Origin of the sequence: Marinomonas arctica, from assembly GCF_003259225.1 — a bacterium.
GTDB classification, from domain to species: domain Bacteria; phylum Pseudomonadota; class Gammaproteobacteria; order Pseudomonadales; family Marinomonadaceae; genus Marinomonas; species Marinomonas arctica.
Genome location: NZ_QHJF01000044.1, coordinates 1 through 22,639, shown reverse-complemented (window position 1 = coordinate 22,639; position 22,639 = coordinate 1). Strand labels below are relative to the sequence as shown.

General features: G+C 37.9%; 21 protein-coding genes. 1 reads left to right on the top strand and 20 read right to left on the bottom strand.

The window, feature by feature from the left end; all coding sequences use genetic code 11:
• Positions 1-44 precede the first annotated feature (44 nt).
• The 20 genes from DK187_RS19905 to DK187_RS19810 all read right to left on the bottom strand — a co-directional run bounded on the left by DK187_RS19905 (position 45) and on the right by DK187_RS19810 (position 21,951).
• Positions 45-1,172, bottom strand: coding sequence for a hypothetical protein (locus tag DK187_RS19905; protein WP_111609053.1), 1,128 nt, complete (start codon positions 1,170-1,172; stop codon positions 45-47).
• Complete coding sequence (locus tag DK187_RS19900; RefSeq protein ID WP_111609052.1) at positions 1,162-2,259, bottom strand: glycosyltransferase; 1,098 nt, start codon at positions 2,257-2,259, stop codon at positions 1,162-1,164. The genes DK187_RS19905 and DK187_RS19900 overlap by 11 nt, the downstream gene beginning before the upstream one ends.
• Before the next feature lie 9 nt (positions 2,260-2,268).
• Positions 2,269-3,306: a glycosyltransferase family 2 protein gene (locus DK187_RS19895; protein ID WP_111609051.1), complete on the bottom strand. Its 1,038-nt coding sequence runs from the start codon at positions 3,304-3,306 to the stop codon at positions 2,269-2,271.
• Between the two features lie 17 nt (positions 3,307-3,323).
• Positions 3,324-4,763, bottom strand: a complete 1,440-nt coding sequence (locus DK187_RS19890) for a lipopolysaccharide biosynthesis protein (protein ID WP_111609050.1) — start codon at positions 4,761-4,763, stop codon at positions 3,324-3,326.
• On the bottom strand, positions 4,753-5,799 hold the full coding sequence (locus tag DK187_RS19885; RefSeq protein WP_111609049.1) for a glycosyltransferase family 10 domain-containing protein: 1,047 nt from the start codon (positions 5,797-5,799) through the stop codon (positions 4,753-4,755). The genes DK187_RS19890 and DK187_RS19885 overlap by 11 nt, the downstream gene beginning before the upstream one ends.
• 387 nt (positions 5,800-6,186) lie before the next feature.
• Positions 6,187-7,068: a Rossmann-fold NAD(P)-binding domain-containing protein gene (locus tag DK187_RS19880; RefSeq protein ID WP_162623568.1), complete on the bottom strand. Its 882-nt coding sequence runs from the start codon at positions 7,066-7,068 to the stop codon at positions 6,187-6,189.
• 24 nt (positions 7,069-7,092) lie between these two features.
• Positions 7,093-8,802: a thiamine pyrophosphate-binding protein gene (locus DK187_RS19875; protein ID WP_111609047.1), complete on the bottom strand. Its 1,710-nt coding sequence runs from the start codon at positions 8,800-8,802 to the stop codon at positions 7,093-7,095.
• A complete protein-coding gene (gene rfbH / locus DK187_RS19870) occupies positions 8,802-10,118 on the bottom strand; it encodes a lipopolysaccharide biosynthesis protein RfbH (RefSeq protein WP_111609046.1) in 1,317 nt (438 codons plus the stop codon). The genes DK187_RS19875 and rfbH overlap by 1 nt, the downstream gene beginning before the upstream one ends.
• Positions 10,105-11,175, bottom strand: a complete 1,071-nt coding sequence (gene rfbG, locus DK187_RS19865; RefSeq protein WP_111609045.1) for a CDP-glucose 4,6-dehydratase — start codon at positions 11,173-11,175, stop codon at positions 10,105-10,107. Before rfbG ends, rfbH begins: the two co-directional genes overlap by 14 nt.
• A gap of 2 nt (positions 11,176-11,177) precedes the next feature.
• Positions 11,178-11,951: a glucose-1-phosphate cytidylyltransferase gene (gene rfbF, locus DK187_RS19860; RefSeq protein ID WP_111609044.1), complete on the bottom strand. Its 774-nt coding sequence runs from the start codon at positions 11,949-11,951 to the stop codon at positions 11,178-11,180.
• Between the two features lie 17 nt (positions 11,952-11,968).
• The gene (locus tag DK187_RS19855; RefSeq protein WP_111609043.1) at positions 11,969-12,946 is read right to left on the bottom strand and encodes a 2Fe-2S iron-sulfur cluster-binding protein; all 978 of its coding nucleotides are present in this window, start codon (positions 12,944-12,946) and stop codon (positions 11,969-11,971) included.
• A gap of 18 nt (positions 12,947-12,964) precedes the next feature.
• On the bottom strand, positions 12,965-13,459 hold the full coding sequence (locus tag DK187_RS19850) for a GDP-mannose mannosyl hydrolase (RefSeq protein WP_111609042.1): 495 nt from the start codon (positions 13,457-13,459) through the stop codon (positions 12,965-12,967).
• Positions 13,459-14,628: a DegT/DnrJ/EryC1/StrS family aminotransferase gene (locus tag DK187_RS19845; protein ID WP_111609041.1), complete on the bottom strand. Its 1,170-nt coding sequence runs from the start codon at positions 14,626-14,628 to the stop codon at positions 13,459-13,461. The genes DK187_RS19850 and DK187_RS19845 overlap by 1 nt, the downstream gene beginning before the upstream one ends.
• Before the next feature lie 55 nt (positions 14,629-14,683).
• Positions 14,684-15,583, bottom strand: a complete 900-nt coding sequence (locus tag DK187_RS19840; RefSeq protein ID WP_111609040.1) for an NAD-dependent epimerase/dehydratase family protein — start codon at positions 15,581-15,583, stop codon at positions 14,684-14,686.
• Position 15,584: 1 nt separating this feature from the next.
• Entirely contained in the window at positions 15,585-16,493 is a 909-nt protein-coding gene (locus DK187_RS19835; RefSeq protein ID WP_111609039.1) for an NAD-dependent epimerase/dehydratase family protein, read from the bottom strand.
• Positions 16,494-16,540: 47 nt separating this feature from the next.
• The gene (gene gmd / locus DK187_RS19830; protein ID WP_111609038.1) at positions 16,541-17,635 is read right to left on the bottom strand and encodes a GDP-mannose 4,6-dehydratase; all 1,095 of its coding nucleotides are present in this window, start codon (positions 17,633-17,635) and stop codon (positions 16,541-16,543) included.
• A gap of 126 nt (positions 17,636-17,761) precedes the next feature.
• Positions 17,762-18,937, bottom strand: a complete 1,176-nt coding sequence (locus DK187_RS19825) for a nucleotide sugar dehydrogenase (protein ID WP_111609061.1) — start codon at positions 18,935-18,937, stop codon at positions 17,762-17,764.
• Between the two features lie 125 nt (positions 18,938-19,062).
• Positions 19,063-20,049: an NAD-dependent epimerase gene (locus DK187_RS19820; RefSeq protein WP_111609037.1), complete on the bottom strand. Its 987-nt coding sequence runs from the start codon at positions 20,047-20,049 to the stop codon at positions 19,063-19,065.
• Positions 20,050-20,157: 108 nt separating this feature from the next.
• Complete coding sequence (locus tag DK187_RS19815; RefSeq protein ID WP_111609036.1) at positions 20,158-20,478, bottom strand: MarR family EPS-associated transcriptional regulator; 321 nt, start codon at positions 20,476-20,478, stop codon at positions 20,158-20,160.
• A gap of 342 nt (positions 20,479-20,820) precedes the next feature.
• Positions 20,821-21,951 (bottom strand): Wzz/FepE/Etk N-terminal domain-containing protein, encoded by a 1,131-nt coding sequence (locus tag DK187_RS19810; RefSeq protein WP_111609035.1) that lies wholly within the window; start codon positions 21,949-21,951, stop codon positions 20,821-20,823.
• Positions 21,952-22,143: 192 nt separating this feature from the next.
• Between DK187_RS19810 and DK187_RS19805 the strand changes: the two genes are divergently transcribed.
• Positions 22,144-22,639 (top strand): MBL fold metallo-hydrolase (locus tag DK187_RS19805; protein ID WP_162623567.1); only part of this gene is annotated, 496 nt, incomplete at its 3' end.

The window sequence follows — 22,639 nt, the reverse complement described above, 5'->3', positions numbered from 1 at the left end:
TGAATATATCGTGATCAAAAAACAACATTTTATTCATTAAACCTTCATAATTTTTTATGATAAATATTTGCACTGGCTTTTACCATTTGATAATGAAAATAATTTATTTTAACTTCAATATAACAAAAATAAAATAAAATAACTAAAAAAGCATAGAAATTTTCTCGATAACGGATAGCAGAACCAGGATTTAAAGCACCGAATGGATAATGCACAAAGAGTATCCACAAACTAACGGTTAAGAATATACCAAAAAAATAAACATTCATACGTCCTGTATTAAGAGAAATCAATATTAATTTCAATGATCCATATAAAAAAACCCCTACAATAATCATACTTTCAATAAAAGCTAAAAAGTGTGTAGGTTTAGATAAAGCTTCTAATAAAGTCGGGCCAAAAAAACCAATAAACATACCATAAGGTGCGTTTCGAAAAACGTCAAAATCATAAACCCACAAGGTGTTCTCCCGTGTAGATCCCGCATCCATACTAAAATGAAGCGGAACGATAAAACTCAATTCATTAATTTGATTTCTAAAAATATAGAGTGCTAGAAAAGAAAAAACAAAAAACAAAATCAGTAGAATTAGTTTTCCAAATCCACGAAGTGAAAACTTTCTTGAAATGAAAATAAAAATAAATAGTGCAACAATACCAACCAAATACTGAGGTTTAAAGATAGAACACAAATAAAAGGAAAAAAACACCAAAAAATAATTAGAATTCGATCTCTTTTTGACAAAATCAATAAAAAAACCAAGAATAATCCCTAAGAAAAAAACTCCAACAGCCTCCTTAGAAGCAATGGAGGTCCAAACACTAAAACTCGGAAGAGATAACAAAGCCAACAAAACCAACAATTGGCTTTGCGTTAAGTTCAATCTACTTATTGGGTAAAACACACCTATGAATGAAAGAACTAAGAAAGGCACATTAGCTAAAACTGAACCTAATAAAAATGTAAATGAATAGGTCACCGTGTCCATTAACGCTGTAGAATTATACCAAAAGTCATTAGAAAATGCCTCATAACCACTAAGATAACGATCAGTATCACCAAGTGTAGTGAACTTTGAATATACAAAGAGAGCAAAAAACATATAAAAAACTTTTATTATAAAATACGAAAACCAAATTTTATTAAAGGTATATATAAATTTAATTTTCATTATCAAAACCTAGAGATAAATACAGTTTTTTATAGTTTTCTACCATTAGATCTAAATTGAACTTTTCAGCATTTTTTCTCGCATCAAACGAAATTTTTCTTATATCTCCCTGTAAAGACTCTAAACCTAGTTCAATAGCATGAAGCCAATCGCTATAACTATCTGGATTATTAACTAAAAAAACCGATTGCCCAGCATTAGCCAACACTTCATTTAACCCGCTCACATTAGCGGCGACAATGGGCAAACCTGTAGACATTCCCTCTACAGCTACCAAACCAAAGCCTTCAAATTTTGACGGAACTAATTGCATGTCTGCACTATGTAAATGATGCTCAATTTGATCGGACCAACCGATTAATTTTATTTTGTCAGATAGGTCAAGATCTTTAATAAGGGTTTCCAAATTTTTACGCTCCCCTCCCTCACCAACTATTGTATAATGCCAGTTCTTATTATGCCATTTAGCAAGAGCGCTAATAGAACGATCAAAGCCTTTGTATTCAATCAATGCACCAATTGAGACAAAGTTAACTACATTATTAGGGCAAACTCTTGCTTTTACGGAATAGAGTCTTGAACCATTTAAAATAACATCATTTTTTTTTGCTAATTTACTTCCAAGCCACTTATCAAGCGCAATTTTGGTACCTTCTGAAATACAAACCACTTTTTCAAATCTGCTGTATAAAAACCTTTCGATGAATCGAAGTAGTGGGTATTTTCGGCGCCTATTTGACGTTGCATGTTCTGTAAAAACTACTTTCACAGGTAATCCGATTGCAGCAAGAGGGACAAACAACATCGGCCACGTAAGGTGTGCATGTACAATTAGCGTCTTATGCATTTTAAGTTGTTTTTTAATAAAACTACGCAACAAAAATACAGCTTTCGGATCTCTAAAGCCAACATTTAAACTTGATTCATTGACCTTTAATGTAAGATCTTTTGCACACTCAGAGCCTGTATTAAAGTAAACAGCCATTGATTGAACATCACTGTCATTCATTCGCAAGACCAGCTCTCTAACTAAAACTTCTGCTCCACCACCACACGGAGAGGTAATAACATGTAAAACATTAATCAATTTTAATACTCACTTTCCATATCTAAGATTGTAAAGCCACTGCAGAATTTTTTTTCTTTTAGGTGCAAGATAAACCAAAAGAAAAAAAATATAGACCTTAAAATTAAAAACTGGCCTTTTAAGAAGAAATCGAATAAAAAGAAAATTTACCTTGTAATTCTTTTGATAGCCAAAAAATGAAACACTAGACCCTTTAAGCATAATATTAGTAGAGATTAAAAAGTAATCTAAAAGCCTTTGCATCTCATAATTCAAGCAGTCCCTTTCAGTCATTTTAAAATTTAAATCCTTATTCTTTAAATATGAATCAATCACTAGAAAATAATCATTCTTTTCAACTCGTAACTTTTTTAGATTAAATGAATAACTTGAATTCGAAAGCCTATATTTTATTAAAGGAGTAATAATAACCGCAAAAAAACCAAACGAAGACATACGAAGCCATACATCTAAATCTGCCGAAGTATTAAAATCTAAACCGTTGAATGAAATAATTTTATCTCTATATATTTCAGTACGCGCCATAACACTAGGTGTATTTATTATATTACCATAATCCAAAACCATCCTAATCAAATCTTGACTGGACTTCAGAATAACTAAATCATCATCAGACGGTTTTGGGAAATCATAATAAAGTGGGCCACATTCTTTTGAATCACCATTAAGTCTAAAAGCATTTGCACTTACAGCGACTATATCTTTATTCTTTTGAAGAACTGCAACTTGTTTTTCAATTATAGTTGAAGAATATACGTCATCAGAATGAAATATGGTAGAATATTCGCCCTCCATATTTTCAATACACTTTGTAAAATTTGCTTCGCCACCTATATTTTTATCATTTTTATAGACATGAATATTATGATATTTTCTAGCATATTCATTTAAAATCTTCATACTAGAATCGGTAGATGCGTTATCAAAAACTTTAATAATTAAATTCTCATACGTCTGAGATACTAAACTATCCAGAGTTTCAGCTATGGTATTTTCATTGTTAAAATTAGGAATACAGATACAGACTAATGGCTTACTGGACTTCATTAATATACCTTTTAAAATTAAACTATATTTTCTGCTACAAGACGCTTCAAAGCACTAGATTTTTTCAAATATAAATAAATAAGCACTAACGTAATCAATCCCAAGAAAAGAAGATATAAAAAGGACGATGCCAGCGTTAAAGTGAAATCTATTTCGAAGAAATGAATATACGTAATAACTGTAAAAAGAAACATAACTGAAAAATAAATCATTCTCCAAAAAACATAATAGGGAATTATTTTTTTCATACAAAAGTTCATAAATAAAACAAAGAAGACTGCGATAAATGGAACTATATAAGCAAAATATTCTACATTAATCTTAAAGTAACCAGATATAACAACACTTATCAATAGAGATGTAGCATATAAACAGTAAGGCCAGATCAACATTATGGTTTTTCGCTTTACATGCACAGCATGTGTCAAAATATATGCAGAAGCACGAACAAGCTCTACAATAACGGCAGCATAAAAAAAGTTAATTGCAGTGTAATACTTCTCATCAACAAGAAAATAAAATATATGTTTCGCTCCCAACAACATAACACCACCCAAAAATATATATAATGGTATTAAAACATTTACAAAATCTGAAAGAGCTGCCTGTAATTTTATGTCATTATCTACATCTGATGATGCTCTAAAATAATAGGGATGAAGAAACTGCATAGCAATATTTTCTATTATTGCCCACAATGCACCTGCTACTTGAAAGCCCACCACGAAAAAAGCTAGAGTTGTAACCCCCCAGTAATGTTCAATTAAAAGTCTATACCCACTCTGTGTGAACCACATGAACAATGTAGCAATAGAAAGAGGAAGGCAAAATGATAAAAATATTTTCCTTGTAATTATACTTTTTTTCTCTTTTTTAGCAGTTAAGGTGAATTTTCTTAATGAGTATTTTGCACCTAACATTCCAATTGTCATTCCAATAACTTGACCAAACAGCCAGTTTGAAGGAGTTGGTGAAAAATAAATTATAAAAAATATGGATCCGCTAACGCCAAGAACAACTGTTAAAACAGACCAAATTAAATATTTAACTCTTTCGCCCAACATATTCAAAAGAGGTACTAAAGTACTATTCCAATTTGTGGTCCAAACTATTAAGAATAATGAAAGAGTTGAAAAAAATAGGTCTTCAACTTTTTCAGAAAAAAGTAATAGAACTAGTCCAGCACTGATTAAAGACACTGAAAATAAGTAAACCCGATATGAGCGTATACGAGAAAATAATGAACCTTGATCATACCACTTATGAGTATTTACATTTAAATATTGACCAACCGGATTAACAAGAATCAAACCACACATAGATTGAATAACTATTAATAGACTTAGCTCACCATATTTTTCGGGTTGCATAAAATGTGTCATTATACGTAACGATACCAGCCCTGTAAAAGCAACAATAACTCTACCTAAGATGATTAAAGCCAACTCATTTTTCAATTGCCAATTCCTTTAATATAACAGAATTTATTTTCTTAGAAAAAAACTCAATTGAATATGAATAACAATCCTCACCATTTAAAAATTCATTTATATCATTCAAATATTTCTGATAGATACCATCTGGCATATTAGTAATATATTGATACATTTCATCTAAATTAGAAAATTGAGTAAAATCAATAAAACAATTCTTGGGAATATGTTCTTCAATATTATTAGCGCCCCAATAGATAGGAACGCAACCAGCAAAAAAACAATCAAAAATCTTTTCCGTGATGTAACCTGGTATATCTCTAGCATTCTCAAAACAAATAGAAAATTTATATTTTTGTAATACATCTTTTTTTGAAGCTATCTTACCTTTATAAGAGGGGAAATTCGAAGCGAATAATCTCGTAATAGGCTTAATTCTATTTAAAGCTCTAACAAACCGAGGACCTGTAAAATAATAGCAATCCCAACCGGTTCCATAAAAATCAAAATCTTCAATGTGATTTTTTTCAAACCATCGAATAACTTCAATCCTTTTAGAATAAAGTTCTAAGGGATGATTCAACTTTTTATTTCCGGCAATAAGAGTACACAATTTATTTTTTTTTGTCCGAGCAATTTGTCTAGGTAGATCATAAGAAAAATTTAATTTTTTATACTTATCTCGATTGTTTTTTATTAGTACATCTGACCAGGTAAAAATCTTATCAAATAGTACATGATTATCAGAGTCGAAATTTTCTTTTTTTATCAATTCGGATTCAAATATAATTAAAAACTTAGGTTTATTAGTCATAAAAGCTTTTTTCACCAATGAGTTTCTCATATCTGGAAAATCAATGAAGAGAAAAGCATCTTGATCCTCAACTTCACACATTGGCAAGGTATTGAAAAAAACATTATTATCAATACCATTTTCATATAGAAAATTAAGAGGCAATAATAAATCATCACCAATTGGTGCGTTACTTGACTTAAATAAAAAATTATCAAAATTTAAAGATTCATAACAATTCCAAACACCTATTTTTATTTTTCCCATATTTCAATCATTCCTACTAAAACTTTATTGAGCAGTAAGACAAAACTCATTAATTGCACACAAAAAAATATAAAGACATATTTCAAATCAGAGCATTAAGAGAATTTTAAAATGAATACTATCCAAATTCTATCCACTTGCATCTCCCCCGTCTTTGACATTCTCAATAAAACCCTTTCACTGAGATCTTATTGAGAAATACTTTTTGTATCAATCGATGAATATATTATCATTTTAAATTATTAAGAATAAGCCATAAGTGGTTATTTTCAATTGGTCATTTCAATTAAACTTTTAAGTCAAAAAATTAATATAGTGTCACCCTTTAACAATTAGCCATATAAAACAGTATCAACAACTCAACGAAAAAAAATCAAACCCTAAGCATTACAAAAACGGTGATTTTGATGCTATAGAAACTAGCTCTTCTAATGTTGGTAAATAAATATTATGCTCTTCACAAAAGGAAATAAATTCTTTATTACTCCCAATATAACTATCAACTATACATGTTTCATCATAGTCTTTATTTTTTTCTACTTTTATATCAAATATTTTAGCTACATTCGTAGCTAAAGTAAAAATATCAATACTAAATGAACATGCATCTATTATTTTCGTTTCGATTCCCCCTCTACTAATGCACTCCATAATGAGTTCGCTTAAAACATCAAAAGAAACATAACTTCTTAACACTCTCCCTTTTGATTTTAAAGAAATGTCCTCATCACATTTTCCTTTACAAATAAATTCAGATAATGCAGACCAAGATACTTTTGGAGTTAGCTTTCCTGTTGCACCATACACTCGAAAAATTAATGGATTACATACTTTCAAAAAAGCATCTTCTTCAGACTTCTTTAATTCACTATAGAGGTCTTTTTTATTTCCAGAATCATTAACTGCGCCACTTGAAATCAGAAATACAGATGTAACCCTATTAATTCTCACATAATTAGAAACAGTATCTATTATATTCAAATTAATAGCTTTATAATTCTGATCACCGTATTCAGATATTTTATCTCTAGTTAAAAATGCAGCCTGTATAACAACATCAACGCCGTCAATATTATTAATACACTTTAGCGATATAGTTTTTAGCGCAACATCAATACCAGGGATACTTATATCTCTACCGTCAGATGTAACAAGAATCAAATTTGAGAGTGCTTTTTCAGAAAACCGAGCAACATAGCTTAATATAAAGCTTTTCCCAAACCAGCCACTTGCACCAGTAATTAGTATTTTTTTACTAAAAATCATCAATTATAAAACCAGCATCATTAAAATTTATTTTTCATCCAATATTGGTGTTTGTTTATCTAAAGTATTACCATACTCTAATCTTGGACGACACTCTCTCGCATCCTGCATAATCACTTCAACTAATAATGGAGTGGGATTCTTTATGAATTGGCTCACAGCAGACTCGAAACCTTGTAACGAGTCTACTTTTACTGAGTTTGTTTGATAACCTTGCGATATTTTTTGAAAATCACAGCCATATCCTCCCCAATAGGTAGATGAATTTCGGCCGTCAAAATACAGCTCTTGAAACCCACGAACCATACCTAAAGAATAATTATTCATGAGAACAATCATAACAGGCAGGCCTTCGCGTGCTATTATGTCAAGCTCTTGGATATTCAACTGAATTCCACCATCGCCAGTTATCACAACAACAGCATTATTAGTAGCGTAGTGCAGTCCTATTCCAGTGGGTAGAGCAAAACCCATTGCACCTAACCCACCGGAGTGATGACAAGCCTGATTTTTATTAATTCTAAGAGTATGTGCAGCCCACATCTGGTTATTGCCTACATCGGCAACATATTGAACAGGTATATCTTTAAACTTTTCGTTTAGACAATTAAATAACTGAAACGGACTGATAGACCAATCACTGTATTCATCAATGAGTAAAATTGCTTCCTTTTCTTTTAACTCAGTATTCCAATCAATTGCTTTGTCTAGCAAACCCTGAGCGATAAAAAAGTTTAAAACGTCATCAATATTTGCGTGTATTGACTCGCATTTTACTCTATTACTTAGCTGAGACTTATCTAAGTCTATCTGTATTATTTTTGCGTTTTTAGCGAACTCTTCAACTTTTGCACCAGTCTGTCTTACATCTAGCCTACTACCTAATACAACAAGTAAATCACAATTTTGCAGAGCGTAATTAGCGGCCCTTGTTCCATAAGCGCCAATCATGCCAAAGTATGAATCCGTAGCAAAAACTTTTTCAGACCCTTTTAGACTAGAGACATACGGGATATTTGCACTCGATAAGTTCTCAATAAAACTTGGAAGAGCCTTGGAATTAGCAGCTCCTCCCCCGAATAGGAATAATGGTTTTTTCGACTGATTTAAGTACTCAATTAACTTATCACATTCTTGAAGATGATTTGTTACTGCCGTCGCGTTGTTCTTCAGCTCAATAGCGCTTAACACTTCTTCTACAAGATAATCATCAATTTCAGCACGCTGGACATCCATAGGGATGTCTAACAATACTGGACCTGGCCTACCTTCTAGAGCTGTATCGATTGCATACTGTAACTGTTTTGGTAGGAGATTTGGCTCTAGTGTCTGTATTGCGTATTTTGTAATACTATTAACTAGTGCAACACTATCCAATTCCTGAAAACCTTGTTGACGAATACCTAACTCACCCTTTAATTCATGAGTATTCACCTGACCAGTAAGAAAAATACATGGGTGACTATCTAACCAACAATCAGCGATGCCTGTAATCAAGTTCGTCGCACCAGGTCCACTGGTACCTAATGCGACACCAAGCTGCTTGTGATTGCTTGCTCTAGCTATTGCCCCAGCAGCAAAGGCAGCGCCCTGCTCATGGTGCATTGAGACTAATTTGGTTTTGCCATACTGGTTAATACTATCAACCAGATGCGTAATCATGCCTCCAATAAGCTCAAAGCCATAAGTCACATTATTCGCAGCTAAAATTTTTGCCACAGCATCAGAAACTTTCATTAAAAATTCACACCAAAGAATTCTTCTAGTTTTTCAGCGATATAATCCAGATGCTCTTTACCTAGACCCGGATAAATCCCTAGCCAAAGGGTTTGGTTCATTGTGATATCAGTGTTGGTTAATTCACCGACAATCCTATAATCCACGCCTTCAAAATAAGGCTGACGAATCAGGTTTCCAGCAAATAATAAACGAGTACCAATTTTGCATTGATCTAAGTATTTGGTTAAGTCTACTCGGTTTACCCCTGCGTTTTCTTTAAGGGTGATAGGAAAACCGAACCAAGAAGGAGTAGAGTTTTCAGTAGGTTCTGTTAGCTCAATAAAGTCAGTCACGGATGCAAGGCGATTTTTCAGATAATCGAAGTTCGCGTTACGTTTTTCGATAAATTCTGGTAAGCGCTTCAATTGGGCCAAACCACATGCTGCTTGCATGTCGGTGATTTTCAGGTTGTAGCCTAGATGAGAATAGGTATATTTGTGATCATAACCTTTCGGCAATGAACCTAACTGCATGTTGAAACGTGTGCCACAAGTGTTGTCACAACCGGGCTTACAGTAGCAATCGCGCCCCCAATCTCGAAACGACTCAGCAATGGAGATGAGCTGGCTATTATTGGTGAAAACCGCACCACCTTCGCCCATCGTCATGTGGTGGGCTGGGTAGAAGCTAAGTGTAGCAATATCGCCCCATGTACCGACCATTTTACCGTCAAACTTAGCCCCTAGCGCGTCACAACAATCTTCCACTAACCAAAGATTGTATTTTTCACAAAGCGCTTTCACCTTACCAAGATTAAAAGGATTACCTAAAGTGTGGGCCAACATAATGGCTTTTGTTTTTGGAGTAATCGCGGCTTCAATCAAATCGGCATTGATATTGTGAGTCGTTAAATCAACATCAACAAATACTGGCACAGCGCCAAACTGTACAATTGGGTTAACTGTGGTTGGAAAGCCCGCCGCCACACCAATCACTTCGTCACCTTTCTTAATAGCACGCTCACCAAGCTTAGGGGATGTCAACGTACTAAAGGCCACAAGGTTCGCAGAAGACCCAGAGTTGACGGTAATAAGATGTTTAATACCAATAAACTCAGCCAACTCTTTTTCAAACTGTTCATTAAAGCGCCCCGTCGTTAACCAGCCGTCTAAAGAAGCTTCAACCATGTATTGCAATTCTGTTGCACCAATCACCTTACCAGAAGGCGGTACGACGGTCTCACCAGCAACAAACAGTTTTTCTTGGTATTGTAACTTGGCATATTGCTCAACCAATGCGGCGATTTCAGTACGTAGTGTTTCAGTGGTTTGCATTTTGCATATCTCTCATATAATCGTTTATTTCGTTCAGACAAGCTTGTTGCATATTGTCGTTATTTAGCCAAGCTTTATGCCAATTGATAATTTTGCTTAGGGTTTGCTCCAAATGCCATGTTGGCTGCCAATGCAATCTGGATTTGGCTTTGGAAATATCCAGTTTAAGGTAGCCTGCTTCATGGGGATGCGCGTTGCTATCCAACTGCCATGAAGCATTAGGCCATTTTGATACCATCTGATTAAGGATCCAATCCACGGGTTTGGCGTCATTTTCTGCAGGCCCAAAATTCCATCCTTCGGCGTATGCGTCAGGCTGGTTGTAAAGGTGTTCTGCTAATACTAAATAACCTGCCAACGGTTCTAAAACATGCTGCCAAGGACGAGTAGCAGCCAGATTACGCACAATCACAGGGGTTTGTTTTTCAAACGCTCTTAGTATGTCTGGGATCAGACGATCAGCCGCCCAATCCCCACCACCAATCACATTACCCGCACGAGCAGAAGCCAGTCCAACACCTTTTTCTTGCATAAAAGAACGACGGTAAGCCGATGTCACAAGCTCAGCACAGCCTTTTGAGCTACTATATGGATCGTATCCGCCCATAGCTTCATCTTCACGATAACCCCATACCCATTCTTTATTCTCGTAGCACTTATCGGTTGTCACACTGACAATGGCTTTTACATTGCGACAAGATCTTGCTGCTTCCAATACCTTAGCTGTCCCCATGACGTTCACTTCATAAGTCTCAAGCGGCTCATGATAAGACAATCTGACAAGAGGCTGTGCAGCCATATGAATGACAATATCTGGATTGAAGCTCATCATGCTCGCAGAAATTTGCGCAAGATCTCGAATATCACCGATCTCTGATTCGATCTTATCGGCCACATTAGCCACTTCAAACAAGCTCGGCTGCGTTGGTGGTAACAAAGCGTAGCCTTTTACCGTTGCGCCCATATGAGCTAACCACAATGATAACCAGCTACCTTTAAAGCCCGTATGCCCAGTAAGGTAGACTCTTTTACCTTGCCAAAATGCTGAATTCACCATGGTTATTCCCAACTTTTCCAAGGGGCCTGTCCAGACTGCCATAGTTCTTCAAGATGCACTTTATCTCGTAGCGTATCCATTGGTTGCCAAAAACCTTCGTGCTCATAAGCCATCAGCTCTCCTCGCTCCGCTAATGTCATAAGAGGGGCCTGCTCCCAAGTAGAATCATCTCCGTCAATCAATTCTAAAACGCTAGGTGATAATACAAAAAAACCACCGTTAATCATGGCTCCATCACCTTGAGGCTTTTCTTTAAAGCTGCGAACCAAACCATTTTTCATATCCAGTGCGCCAAAGCGACCAGGCGGATAAGTCGCTGTCAATGTCGCTTGTTTGCCATGCGCTTTATGAAAACGGATAGTTTCTGAAATATCAATATCAGAAACTCCATCGCCATAAGTAAAACAAAACGCTTCTTCGTCTTTTATATGCTCTGCAACACGGCGCAAGCGACCACCCGTCATAGAACTATCACCCGTATCAACTAACGTCACCGTCCACGGTTCAGCGCGTTTTTCATGTACTTCCATACGGTTGTCTTTCATATTAAAAGTCACGTCAGACATATGAAGAAAATAGTTAGCAAAATATTCTTTGATCACATAGCCCTTATAGCCGCAGCATATAATGAAGTCATTAATGCCATGCGCCGAATACATCTTCATAATATGCCAAAGTATCGGCTTACCACCGATCTCCACCATAGGTTTTGGACGAGTGCTGGTTTCTTCGCTGAGTCGAGTGCCCAATCCGCCGGCTAAAATAACTGCTTTCATTTACAATTTCCTATAGTCTAAAAACTTTGCACAAAGGCATCAGAGTGAAATCTATTTTCAGGTAAGCCTGAGGCTATTAATTGTTGTTTCGCCGATTGGATCATGGCATTTGAGCCGCAAGCATACACAACCATATCGCTTAGCTCTGTTAGTCTCGCCATCGCGATGTCTTGCACATAACCCGTTTCACCCGCCCAATCAGCCACAGGTCGAGACAACACGTTACAAAAATCCACTTTTAACTTATGAAAATCCGCTTGCCAAACAAACTCTTCTGGGAATCGATTGCCCCAGTAAACAGTAATAGGATTGCCCTGTTGATAATTCGCATCCTGCTCTAGACTTTGTAATATTGATTTTATCGGTGCAATTCCTGTACCTGTCGCCAAAAAAACCAAGGGCTGATGAGCATCACGTAAAAAGAAAGTGCCTTTTGGCCCTTCAATTCTTAGCAAGTCATTGGCTTGTATTTTATTAAACCAATAGTCACTCATCTGCCCGTTTTCAAAGCGCTTAATCAACAAGGTAATTTCTTTCTCTGAGCTTATGCTTGCAATGGAGTAGCTCCGGCGAATCGAGTTCCAAATAACGTCTAAATATTGACCTTCAATAAATTGAAAATTGGCCGTTGGAGGCAAACGAAGCCTGACTTCCACGATGTTATCACTCAAATAAGCAACATGACTCACACGAGCCGGCAATGTTTTTATTTCAATACCGTGCAAAGCACTCAAATCAACAGCGTCTATCTCGATGTCTGTAACAGCTGCAGCACAGCAAGTCAGGATTTTAGCTTCACGACGCTCCTCATCAGTAAGCGCCAATTGAGCTTGCAACTCGACAATGTCACCTTTTAGAAGAGTTGTCTTACACACGCCACATTGACCATTTTTACAGCTGTATTCAAACACCAAGTTGGACTTAAGCGCAGCATCTAAAATCGACTGATCACCCTGAGTCTCAAATTGCTTACCTTCTATTGTATTGATTACCATTTTACGTTTACCAAATTTTTAAGAAGCCAGGTGGCTACTGGTGAAAAACAAATCACGCAAGCCATCGAGGAACACCTTACTGTATTGATGTATTGAGTTGTCATCAGAAAAATCCGCCACCTTCACCCACCGATAATGACGATGTTGTTCAGAAGGTAAATTTAACGTGTTTATTTCAGACAGTTCTACCAAATAGGGCGCATTAACGTAGTGTGTCGAAATATCTTCACCAAACACGCTATCATTATAAAAATGATCGTATAACCCTAACGGTTTCGCTTCTTGATAGTTAAACGCTTTACCTAACTCATTTAAACAAATACGTCCAAATGCCTTTGCCAGAGTTTCATTTTTATACACTCTTCCACCTGGCACAAACCAGTAGCCTTGTGCCGGACGGTTAACGCGCTCACCCACTAATATTCGATTTTGAGTATCCAGTACAACTAGGTCTATTGAAAACAATACACCATGCTGCACAAGACCTCTAAAATCTTCTTTTTCTAAATACATTACAATAAAACTTTCGCTAACAGTTTTATTTCTGCTTCAATATCATTCTGATGATTCCCTACAAACAGCCCGTTCTCATCAAGGTATTCCGCACCCTCTAGCGTGCCGGCTACCTCATAATCAAAGAATTCTAATACTTCTTTGTTTTTTAAGAAGTTCCCTGTGACAATGGGGCGACACTCTATACCGTTTTCCACGAGTTTTTTCACCAACTCTGCTCGGCTATACGGCGCGTTCTCTTTCAGGATCAATGAAAAACCAAACCAACTACTGTCACCCGTTTCCTTCTGAATCTCTATGAAAGGGTGATCCGCAAACAATGACTGGAATAGCTCCGCATTTTTACGACGTGTTTCAATAAAATTTGGCAACTTCTTCAGCTGTTCGATACCCAATGCACCACTCATTTCTAGTGGTCTAACATTGTACCCAGGCAATACAAATTTAAACGACTCTTCAAACGCATCGTCGCTTTTCTCGCCTGTTACCTTATTAAACTTCGGTAGGTTACGAGTCCAGCCATGTGCACGAATACACAACAAAATGTGATAAAGTTCTTCGTCGTCTGTCACCACGCAGCCGCCTTCCATCGTCGCTATATGGTGCGAGAAAAACGAGCTAAACGTTCCCATCACGCCAAACGTGCCGGCTTGCTTACCATTTAAGGTGGCGCCCATCGACTCACAGTTGTCTTCTAAAATAAAAATATCGCGACCAGCAATAATCTCATTCATTCGAGCGAAATCGTTTGGATTGCCCAACAAGTTGACAGACAAGATTGCTCTCGTGTCATCGGTTATTGCCGCTTCCAATTTGTCTAGATCCATGTTTAACGTTTGACGGTCAATGTCAACAAACTTCACTTTTAATCCGTACTGCTGTAACGGAAAATACGTTGTCGACCAAGATACAGCAGGCACAATCACTTCATCACCGCGTTTCAATTTATACTTAGCATTCTTCGTAAAAAATAACGCTGCAATCATCAATAAATTAGCGGTCGAACCGGAACTCACCATGAGCGCATATTGAGCACCAAAAAAGGCGGCAAAGTCTTTTTCGTACTGCGCGACTTCCTTACCCATGGTAAACATATCAGATTCAATAACCCTCTGAATCGCAGCGTATTCATGTTGATCCCAAGTGCTAGAAGCAAGCATATAATTCATATAAAAGTACCATCTAGTAAAATTGAAATAATTTAAAGCATCAAATTAAGTCATTTCAAAGGAATTGAGTTTCGTAAAAAGACTTCATCTCATCATATGTTAATTTTAAACCGTCATATAGCTTATATTTTGGATACCAATCAATAATAGAGGTAATCAGTGAAATATCTTGACAAAATTCCATATGACCAGATACAGGAATATTCTGATCACTAATCGAAACTCCTGAAATCTCTTCTAAATATAAACATAGCTCACCAACTGAATAACTTGCACCACTACCTAAATTTATAGGCCCAGAGTAATTACTATGAATTAGTTTCAAAACAGCGTCAACTGCATCATCAATATAAATAAAGTCACGTTTAGGTGTCTTATTCCATACTGAAGCTTGAGCAGTTTCAAGAATACTCCATATAAGAGAAGGTACAATATCAGGCCTATGAAGCTGTGTAGGACCATAAACATTACTAATTCGGACATCTATAATTGAAAAAGTATCTCTATACTGCTCAGTAATCAACTCAGAAATATATTTACTCATTACATAATTATTTACATATGGATTTCTTGGTTGATTCTCTCCACATGGAATTGACATTTTCAGAGAATCGTACTGAAGCATAGTTGTAAAGTTGATGATTTTTTTGACAACTCGCTTTGATTTCTTCAAATACATCAAAAAAGACGATAGCGCTAAAACGTTTTTCTCGATCGCCATGGTTGGATGAGAATTTAGTAATTTATGCTCAGAACAACCTATTAAAAAAATAACGTTATCAAATTCTACTCTATCTAAAGGACTAAAATCTAAATCTCCGCCTATTTCAACAAATTGATTTTCCAAATGACTAGGTATCTTTGATCGACCAACTGCAATAATAGAAGAATCCTTTTTTAAAAAAGCAGGACCTAAAAAACCAGTTGGACCAACCAGTATAGTTTTATTGCTCATATTACACCTTCAAAGATAATTCGATTTCATAAATTTGTTTAATGCCTTCAGCCAAGCCCAAAAATTTAAAATCTGGAAAATAAGACCTTAATATAGCCGTGTCAACATCTTTTCTAAACTGACCATTTGGTTTACTGTCATCATATTCGATAGCCATACCCTCAGCTCCACAAGCTAATAGAGCAACTCTAGCAATTTTATCTACGGAAAAATTTATATCCGGTGCAACATTAAAAGAATCATTAATTCCATTATTAATATAAAGAAAAATAATCTTTGCCAAATCACCAGCATACATAAATTGTCTTAAAGGACTACCGTCACCAAATAAAGTTATTTTTGATTCATTAGCTTCTTTTGCCAAAATTATTTTTTGAATCAAGTCATTTACATAATGAGATCGTCCTTTGTGACTTTCTGAAACAACCCCATAAAGATTACACGGTATTAAATAATTATAATTAACGTCAAAAGACTCCTTGTATGCTTTTAGCTGAACAGCATGGCTTCTCTTAGCATATGCGTAAGACATTAAATCTTTATGAGGAGCACCGTCATGCAAACTTATTTCCTTAATTGGAAAATTTATTATATTATCCGGATAAATACAGGTACTAAGAATGCCTAAAAAATTTTTAACACCACTCTCATATGAGTATTTAGTTATAATTGTATTCATTAAAATATTTTTATCAAAGTAGGCAGTTCTATTTTCAATATTATCATGTAAACTTCCTACATAAGCTGCCAGATGAACTACATATTCGAACTTTTCTTTGTGCATATATTTTTCAACAGCAACAGGGTTCAATAAATCAAGCTCTGAAGATGAAGGGCAATACGCTCCTGGAATTAATTTTGACAGCTCACGCCCAACCATTCCTGAAGCACCAGTTATAAGAATTTTCATTATATATTTACCTTAATTAATGACAGTTTTTACTAAAAAGAACGATCTTATTTATTTTCATTTAAAATAAGATTCTTCTTAGCCAACTGTAAATCTTCTAAAACCATTTCAGCGCACATTTTTTGCACCGTAATTTCAGGAATCCAGCCAAGTTTTTGCTTCGCTTTACTTGGATCACCCAACAATGTTTCAACTTCAGCAGGACGGAAATAGCGAGGATCAATCAATAATATCACATCGCCAACTTTTAACGCTGGCGCTTTGTCGCCTTCGATAGAAGTTACGATGGCTTTTTCATCTACGCCTTGGCCTTCATATTTCAAGCTAATGCCTAACTCTTTTGCAGACCATTCAATAAACTGACGCACAGAGTATTGCACCCCCGTCGCGATAACAAAGTCTTCTGGTTGGTCTTGTTGCAACATCATCCACTGCATACGAACATAGTCTTTAGCATGACCCCAATCACGCAATGCATCAATATTACCCATATACAGGCACTTCTCTAAGCCCACGGCGATATTAGCCAAACCACGGGTAATCTTACGAGTCACAAAGGTCTCACCACGACGCGGTGATTCATGGTTAAACAGAATACCATTGCATGCGTACATACCATAAGATTCACGGTAGTTCACCACAATCCAATAAGCGTACATTTTCGCTACGGCATAAGGAGAACGTGGATAAAACGGCGTGGTTTCCTTTTGCGGGGTTTCTTGCACAAGACCATAAAGCTCAGACGTCGACGCTTGATAAAACTTGGTCGTCTTTTCCAATCCCAGCAAACGAATCGCTTCCAACAAGCGCAGTGTGCCCATGGCATCTACATCTGCTGTGTACTCAGGGGATTCAAACGACACGGCCACATGAGACTGAGCACCTAAGTTGTATACCTCATCTGGTTTGACTTCTTGCAGAATGCGCGTCAAATTAGAAGAGTCAGTCAGATCACCGTAATGCAGAATGAAATTGGCATTATCCACATGTGGGTCTTGAAAAATATGATCCACGCGCTGAGTATTAAAAGAAGACGCACGACGCTTGATACCATGCACTTCATAACCCTTTTCTAACAAAAACTCAGCCAAATAAGAGCCATCTTGTCCTGTTACACCTGTGATCAGGGCTTTCTTTTTCATTGTTTCGTTTCCATTTTAATTTAATGTTTCAATTCAATTAGCATTTCAGTTAAACGTCACGTTTAATTTTAAGTAAAGCGCCTCGCTCCTCGGCTAATCTGATCTACAGTTATTGTTTAATACAAGCTAATCACTGCCAAACAAATCACGGGTATAGACTTTATCAGCTATATTACTCAGCACTTTATCTTGTCTATTGGCAATGATTATATCCGCTACTCTTTTAAACTCCTCCAGATCTTGTATAACCTTAGAATGGAAAAATTCGCTTTCCTCTAACACTGGCTCGTAGATCACCACTTCAATGCCTTTGGCCTTGATGCGTTTCATGATGCCCTGAATGGCCGAGTCTCTAAAGTTATCACTGCCGGTTTTCATCACCAGTCGGTAAATCCCCACCACTTTAGGGTTGCGCTTGATAACCGAGTCGGCAATGAAATCTTTGCGAGTTGCGTTGGACTCCACAATGGCACGAATCAGGTTGTTAGGTACATCTTGGTAGTTGGCTAATAACTGTTTGGTGTCTTTAGGCAAGCAGTAACCACCGTAACCAAAGCTTGGGTTGTTGTAGTGGTTGCCAATGCGCGGGTCTAACGACACACCATCGATGATTTGTTTGGTGTCTAAACCATGGGATTCGCAGTAAGTGTCTAATTCATTAAAGTAAGCTACTCGAAGGGCTAAGTAGGTATTAGAAAATAGCTTAACAGCTTCGGCTTCTGTGCTGTCGGTAAAGAGTATCTCTATATTTTGTTTTACCGCACCTTGTGCGAGTAAGTTTGCGAACACCTCAGCACGCTCACTGCGTTCCCCGACTATGATGCGTGATGGGTATAAGTTGTCATGCAAGGCTTTGCCTTCGCGTAAGAATTCAGGCGAGAAAAAGATGTTAGACGTGTTGAATTTTTCATTCACGCTTTTGGTATAACCCACTGGCACGGTGGATTTGATTACCATGACGGCTTGTGGGTTGATCGCCAGTACGTCTTGAATCACACTTTCAACCGACTTGGTGTTGAAGTAGTTCGTCGTTGGGTCATAGTCGGTTGGCGTGGCAATAATCACAAAGTCAGCATGTTGGTAAGCGGTTTGCTTGTCTAATGTCGCGGTAAAGCTAAGGGCTTTGTTTTGTAAAAAATCTTCGATTTCAACGTCTTCAATCGGTGACTGCTTATTGTTTAGCATGGCCACTTTTTCAGGAACGATATCCACCGCGATGACGTCATTGTGTTGTGCCAATAACATGGCATTGGATAGGCCAACGTAACCCGTTCCGGCAATGGCGATTTTGTATTTCTTCATTATGTTTACCATTAATATCAAATGTATTTTGTCGAACGACAAAATCATATCGTTCATTGCAAGTTCATATTCAACAGTCAGATTACGATACATCTTTTGTCGGCCTAAAGGCGCGACCTACATCGTTATAACTCTTTCTGAAAGTCTTTATACCATTCAACAAATTTGACCATACCTTCTTGTATGGTGGTGGCGGGCTTGTAGCCCACAGCGTTTTCAAGCTGTGCCGTGTCTGCATAGGTTTTTGGTACATCTCCTGGTTGCATGTCCATGTAGATTTTCTCAGCCGGTTTGCCGCAGGCGGTTTCAATCGCTTCGATAAATTCAGACAGTTGAATCGGCTGGTTGTTGCCAATATTGTAAATCGCGTACGGTGCTGTCGTGCCTTGGCTGTGTTGTGCTTGTGGCAACACATCTTGAATGCGTATCACCCCTTCTACAATATCGTCGATGTAGGTAAAGTCACGCATCATTTTGCCATGATTGAACACCTTAATCGGTTTGTCGTTCAAAATGGCTTCCGTAAACAACCAAGGTGCCATATCAGGACGACCGCCTGGGCCATACACGGTGAAAAAACGTAAGCCAGTAGTGGGGATGTTATACAAATGCGAGTAAGAATGCGCCATCAGTTCGTTGGCTTTTTTGGTGGCGGCATAGAGTGACACGGGGTGATCGACCGTATCGGATTCACTGAATGGGATTTTGGCGTTCATGCCGTAAACGGAACTGGAAGAGGCATAAACAAGATGTTCTACTTTATTTTGGCGGCAACCTTCTAAAATAGTCATCATGCCAACGAGATTGCTGTCTACATAGTCGAACGGCGCTTCTAAGGAATAGCGCACACCGGCCTGAGCGGCTAGGTGAATCACTCGCTGAAATTGCTCTTCTGCAAATAATTGCGCCATACCATCACGGTCAGCAAGATCGATTTTCACAAAACGAAAATTCGCGTAAGGCAAAAGCAGGCCTAAACGGTGCTGCTTAAGCTCTGGCATATAATAGGTATTTAAATTGTCTAGACCGACCACATCATGGCCTGCTTCTAGCAAACGTTTACACACGTTCATACCAATGAAGCCTGCGGCTCCGGTGACTAAAAACTTCATTCAATTGTTTCCATATTCTTTGAAATCTTGTGATTTATTACTCGTTCGTCTTTATATCGTCAGATTACGACTTTATTCCTCGTCTCATCTGACCTACGGTTTTGTCGGTTACGATTTTACTTCTTTGCGCAGTTGTTCTATTTCTTGTTCTAGGGCTTCGTATTCAGCGATTTTTCGCTGTAAAAAACGCTGTGTTAGGGTTATTTTTTCCTCTAACCCTTTTGGCGTTAACAAGTATAAATAGCCGGTTTTGTTAGTACTGTTTTTAAAGTTATCTGCTTTAATCGAGCCTTTTTCGATAAGGGCTTTTAGACAAAAATTGGCCTTACCAAGACTGATACCCAAACGGTTTGCCAGCTCTCGCTGACTAAGGTCTGGGTCTTGTTGCAGCTCCTTTAGAATCTTGTAACGGTATTCGTCTGTTAGCATGCTTGCACCTTGGCGATGCGTACTAATAAAGGGAAGTAAGTATGGAAAGGTGCGGTGTTTTGTAGTGTAAGTAAGCTTTCCATGCGTTTACCTCGTTAGGTATGCTTGTTGGTTTTCTGATCATGTTCAGTCAGTGAACGATGATAAATTAACAAAGATCATTATGCAAATAATGTGTTTGAAAAATGTTAGCTAAGCGGACAGTTTTTAAACATTATTGGTTGATGCGGGAGAATTGGGCAATGATGGCTTGAGCCCCTCTCTCTCGGCCACCCCCTTAAAGACACAAGGGGAGGAGCAGAGCTGCCCATTACACTTTAAACAAGTTGGGGGAGAGGTCGATTAGTCTTTTTTAGCGAAGGCGTAGCGGATAAGAACAATGGCGGTGCCAAGCATTCCGCCGAGCAAAACACCCAATACAGCAATAAGAGGACGTTTAGGTGAGGTTCTGCTGATCGGTTTTTCCGGCGCTTCAATAAACTGAAAGGTATTGAACGCTAGATTTGGGTCTATGGCTAAGGCGCTTAATAAATCAAACTTAGCGTTTAGCTGGTGCAGTTTGGGCTCGATGATACTGAGCTCCGTTAGATTATCTAATACTTTTACTTTCGCAGCGAGGGCGTTGGCACCGATATTAATAGCAAACAAGTCTTGCGAATTAAGATTTTGTTGTGGGGCATCTAATCCCGCTGCCGTGGCGATTTCTAAGGCATACTTTGCCTGTGCCCGTTCGTTCAATAGACGCCCTCTTGCTTGCTCAGTAAACAGGGTTTGTTGTTGCATGATTTCACTGCGCTTACTGGCTACGATAGAAGACACGTTTGCAACGGCAATAGCTCGGGCTTTTTCTGCCACAAAATTAATGTAGCCATTTAAAAATTCGTAACTATCATTCCCCGTACTCAGCTGACCATGCAAGGTGTATTGCTCCACCTCTTGACCAGAGGACTTCACTGGTGTCGCAGCTAATTTAGCATACCATTCACTGTATAATTCAGCCTCTCTGTCTCTGATTTCTTCTTCTGTGCTGTCTTGGGTGTTGGCTTTTACTTCACTCAGTTCACGCTGAAATTCAGCATTTTCTGCAATAAAAGCCTTTTTGTTAGCACGCGACTCAAACTGTTGAATATAAATAGAAAATAGAGTGTCTGGCAGAATAATGTCGTCTAGCCTTTCGCTCACTAAGACCGTACCGTCATCTTGGTAGACATCAAAGACAGGCTGAAAGTCACTGACCATGCGCTGGTAGTTGGCAAAGTCATTGACTTGTGGAGAAGTAATCAGGGCTTCAGTTGTCCAGACCTGCTTGGCGTTTAGGGCGTATACCACGGCCATAACAGCACACACCAAAGTACAAGCGATGATGGTGAGTTTTCCCTTCCATAGGGCAATAAAGAGTTCTTTAAGGTCGATTTCATCGTCATAAGATAAGTTCTCAGCGTTGACTCTGTTCGACAATTCGGATTTTGACATTGCTTCCTCTGGATGGCATCTGTTTTTTTATAGCCCGTAAGTTTACCTGAAGAGTGGATGTTCGCAAAATAAATCCTTTAGTATGAGACAAAAAAGCCTTACCCCATTAGCTTTTTTAAGGGAAAGAGACGGTTGTCGTTGGGTGTTGTTGTGGGGTAAGGTTATTTTTTTGTCTATTGCAGAGGGATTTGTATGTTGGATATTAAGCACCACGGTGCGGTGCAGGGTGTGACTGGGTCTTGCCATGAGTTGTTTGTGGATGGTGATAACTCGGTTCTGGTGGATTGCGGTTTGTTTCAGGGGGCGGAGACGTCTGGTACTGGGGCGGATTCGAATCGTTTGGAGATCGAATTTGATGTGTCGGCGGTGCGGGCTTTGGTGGTAACCCATGTGCATATCGATCATGTGGGTCGGTTGCCCTATTTGCTGGCCGCGGGGTTTGATGGGCCGATTTATTGTTCGCAGCCGAGTGCGGCGTTGTTGCCTTTAGTGATTGAAGATGCGCTTAAGGTCGGCGTGACGCGCAATGCCAGTATTATAGAGGCCTGTTTGGCACGGTTGGCGGCGCAGTTGGTGCCGTTGGAATACAAGCAATGGGGGAGTATTCCGTTGACGACGGAAGCGTCTAGTGTGCAGGTGCGTTTGTGCCGTGCGGGGCATATTTTGGGTTCCGCGTATGTGACCTTTC

Coding starts and splice junctions, on each gene's coding strand:
- DK187_RS19905 (WP_111609053.1), bottom strand. CDS start 1,172: ATGAAAATTAAATTTATATATACCTTTAATAAAATTTGGTTTTCGTAT.
- DK187_RS19895 (WP_111609051.1), bottom strand. CDS start 3,306: ATGAAGTCCAGTAAGCCATTAGTCTGTATCTGTATTCCTAATTTTAAC.
- DK187_RS19885 (WP_111609049.1), bottom strand. CDS start 5,799: ATGGGAAAAATAAAAATAGGTGTTTGGAATTGTTATGAATCTTTAAAT.
- DK187_RS19875 (WP_111609047.1), bottom strand. CDS start 8,802: ATGAAAGTTTCTGATGCTGTGGCAAAAATTTTAGCTGCGAATAATGTG.
- rfbH (WP_111609046.1), bottom strand. CDS start 10,118: ATGCAAACCACTGAAACACTACGTACTGAAATCGCCGCATTGGTTGAG.
- rfbG (WP_111609045.1), bottom strand. CDS start 11,175: ATGGTGAATTCAGCATTTTGGCAAGGTAAAAGAGTCTACCTTACTGGG.
- rfbF (WP_111609044.1), bottom strand. CDS start 11,951: ATGAAAGCAGTTATTTTAGCCGGCGGATTGGGCACTCGACTCAGCGAA.
- DK187_RS19855 (WP_111609043.1), bottom strand. CDS start 12,946: ATGGTAATCAATACAATAGAAGGTAAGCAATTTGAGACTCAGGGTGAT.
- DK187_RS19850 (WP_111609042.1), bottom strand. CDS start 13,459: ATGTATTTAGAAAAAGAAGATTTTAGAGGTCTTGTGCAGCATGGTGTA.
- DK187_RS19845 (WP_111609041.1), bottom strand. CDS start 14,628: ATGAATTATATGCTTGCTTCTAGCACTTGGGATCAACATGAATACGCT.
- DK187_RS19840 (WP_111609040.1), bottom strand. CDS start 15,583: ATGAGCAATAAAACTATACTGGTTGGTCCAACTGGTTTTTTAGGTCCT.
- DK187_RS19835 (WP_111609039.1), bottom strand. CDS start 16,493: ATGAAAATTCTTATAACTGGTGCTTCAGGAATGGTTGGGCGTGAGCTG.
- gmd (WP_111609038.1), bottom strand. CDS start 17,635: ATGAAAAAGAAAGCCCTGATCACAGGTGTAACAGGACAAGATGGCTCT.
- DK187_RS19825 (WP_111609061.1), bottom strand. CDS start 18,937: ATGAAGAAATACAAAATCGCCATTGCCGGAACGGGTTACGTTGGCCTA.
- DK187_RS19820 (WP_111609037.1), bottom strand. CDS start 20,049: ATGAAGTTTTTAGTCACCGGAGCCGCAGGCTTCATTGGTATGAACGTG.
- DK187_RS19815 (WP_111609036.1), bottom strand. CDS start 20,478: ATGCTAACAGACGAATACCGTTACAAGATTCTAAAGGAGCTGCAACAA.
- DK187_RS19810 (WP_111609035.1), bottom strand. CDS start 21,951: ATGTCAAAATCCGAATTGTCGAACAGAGTCAACGCTGAGAACTTATCT.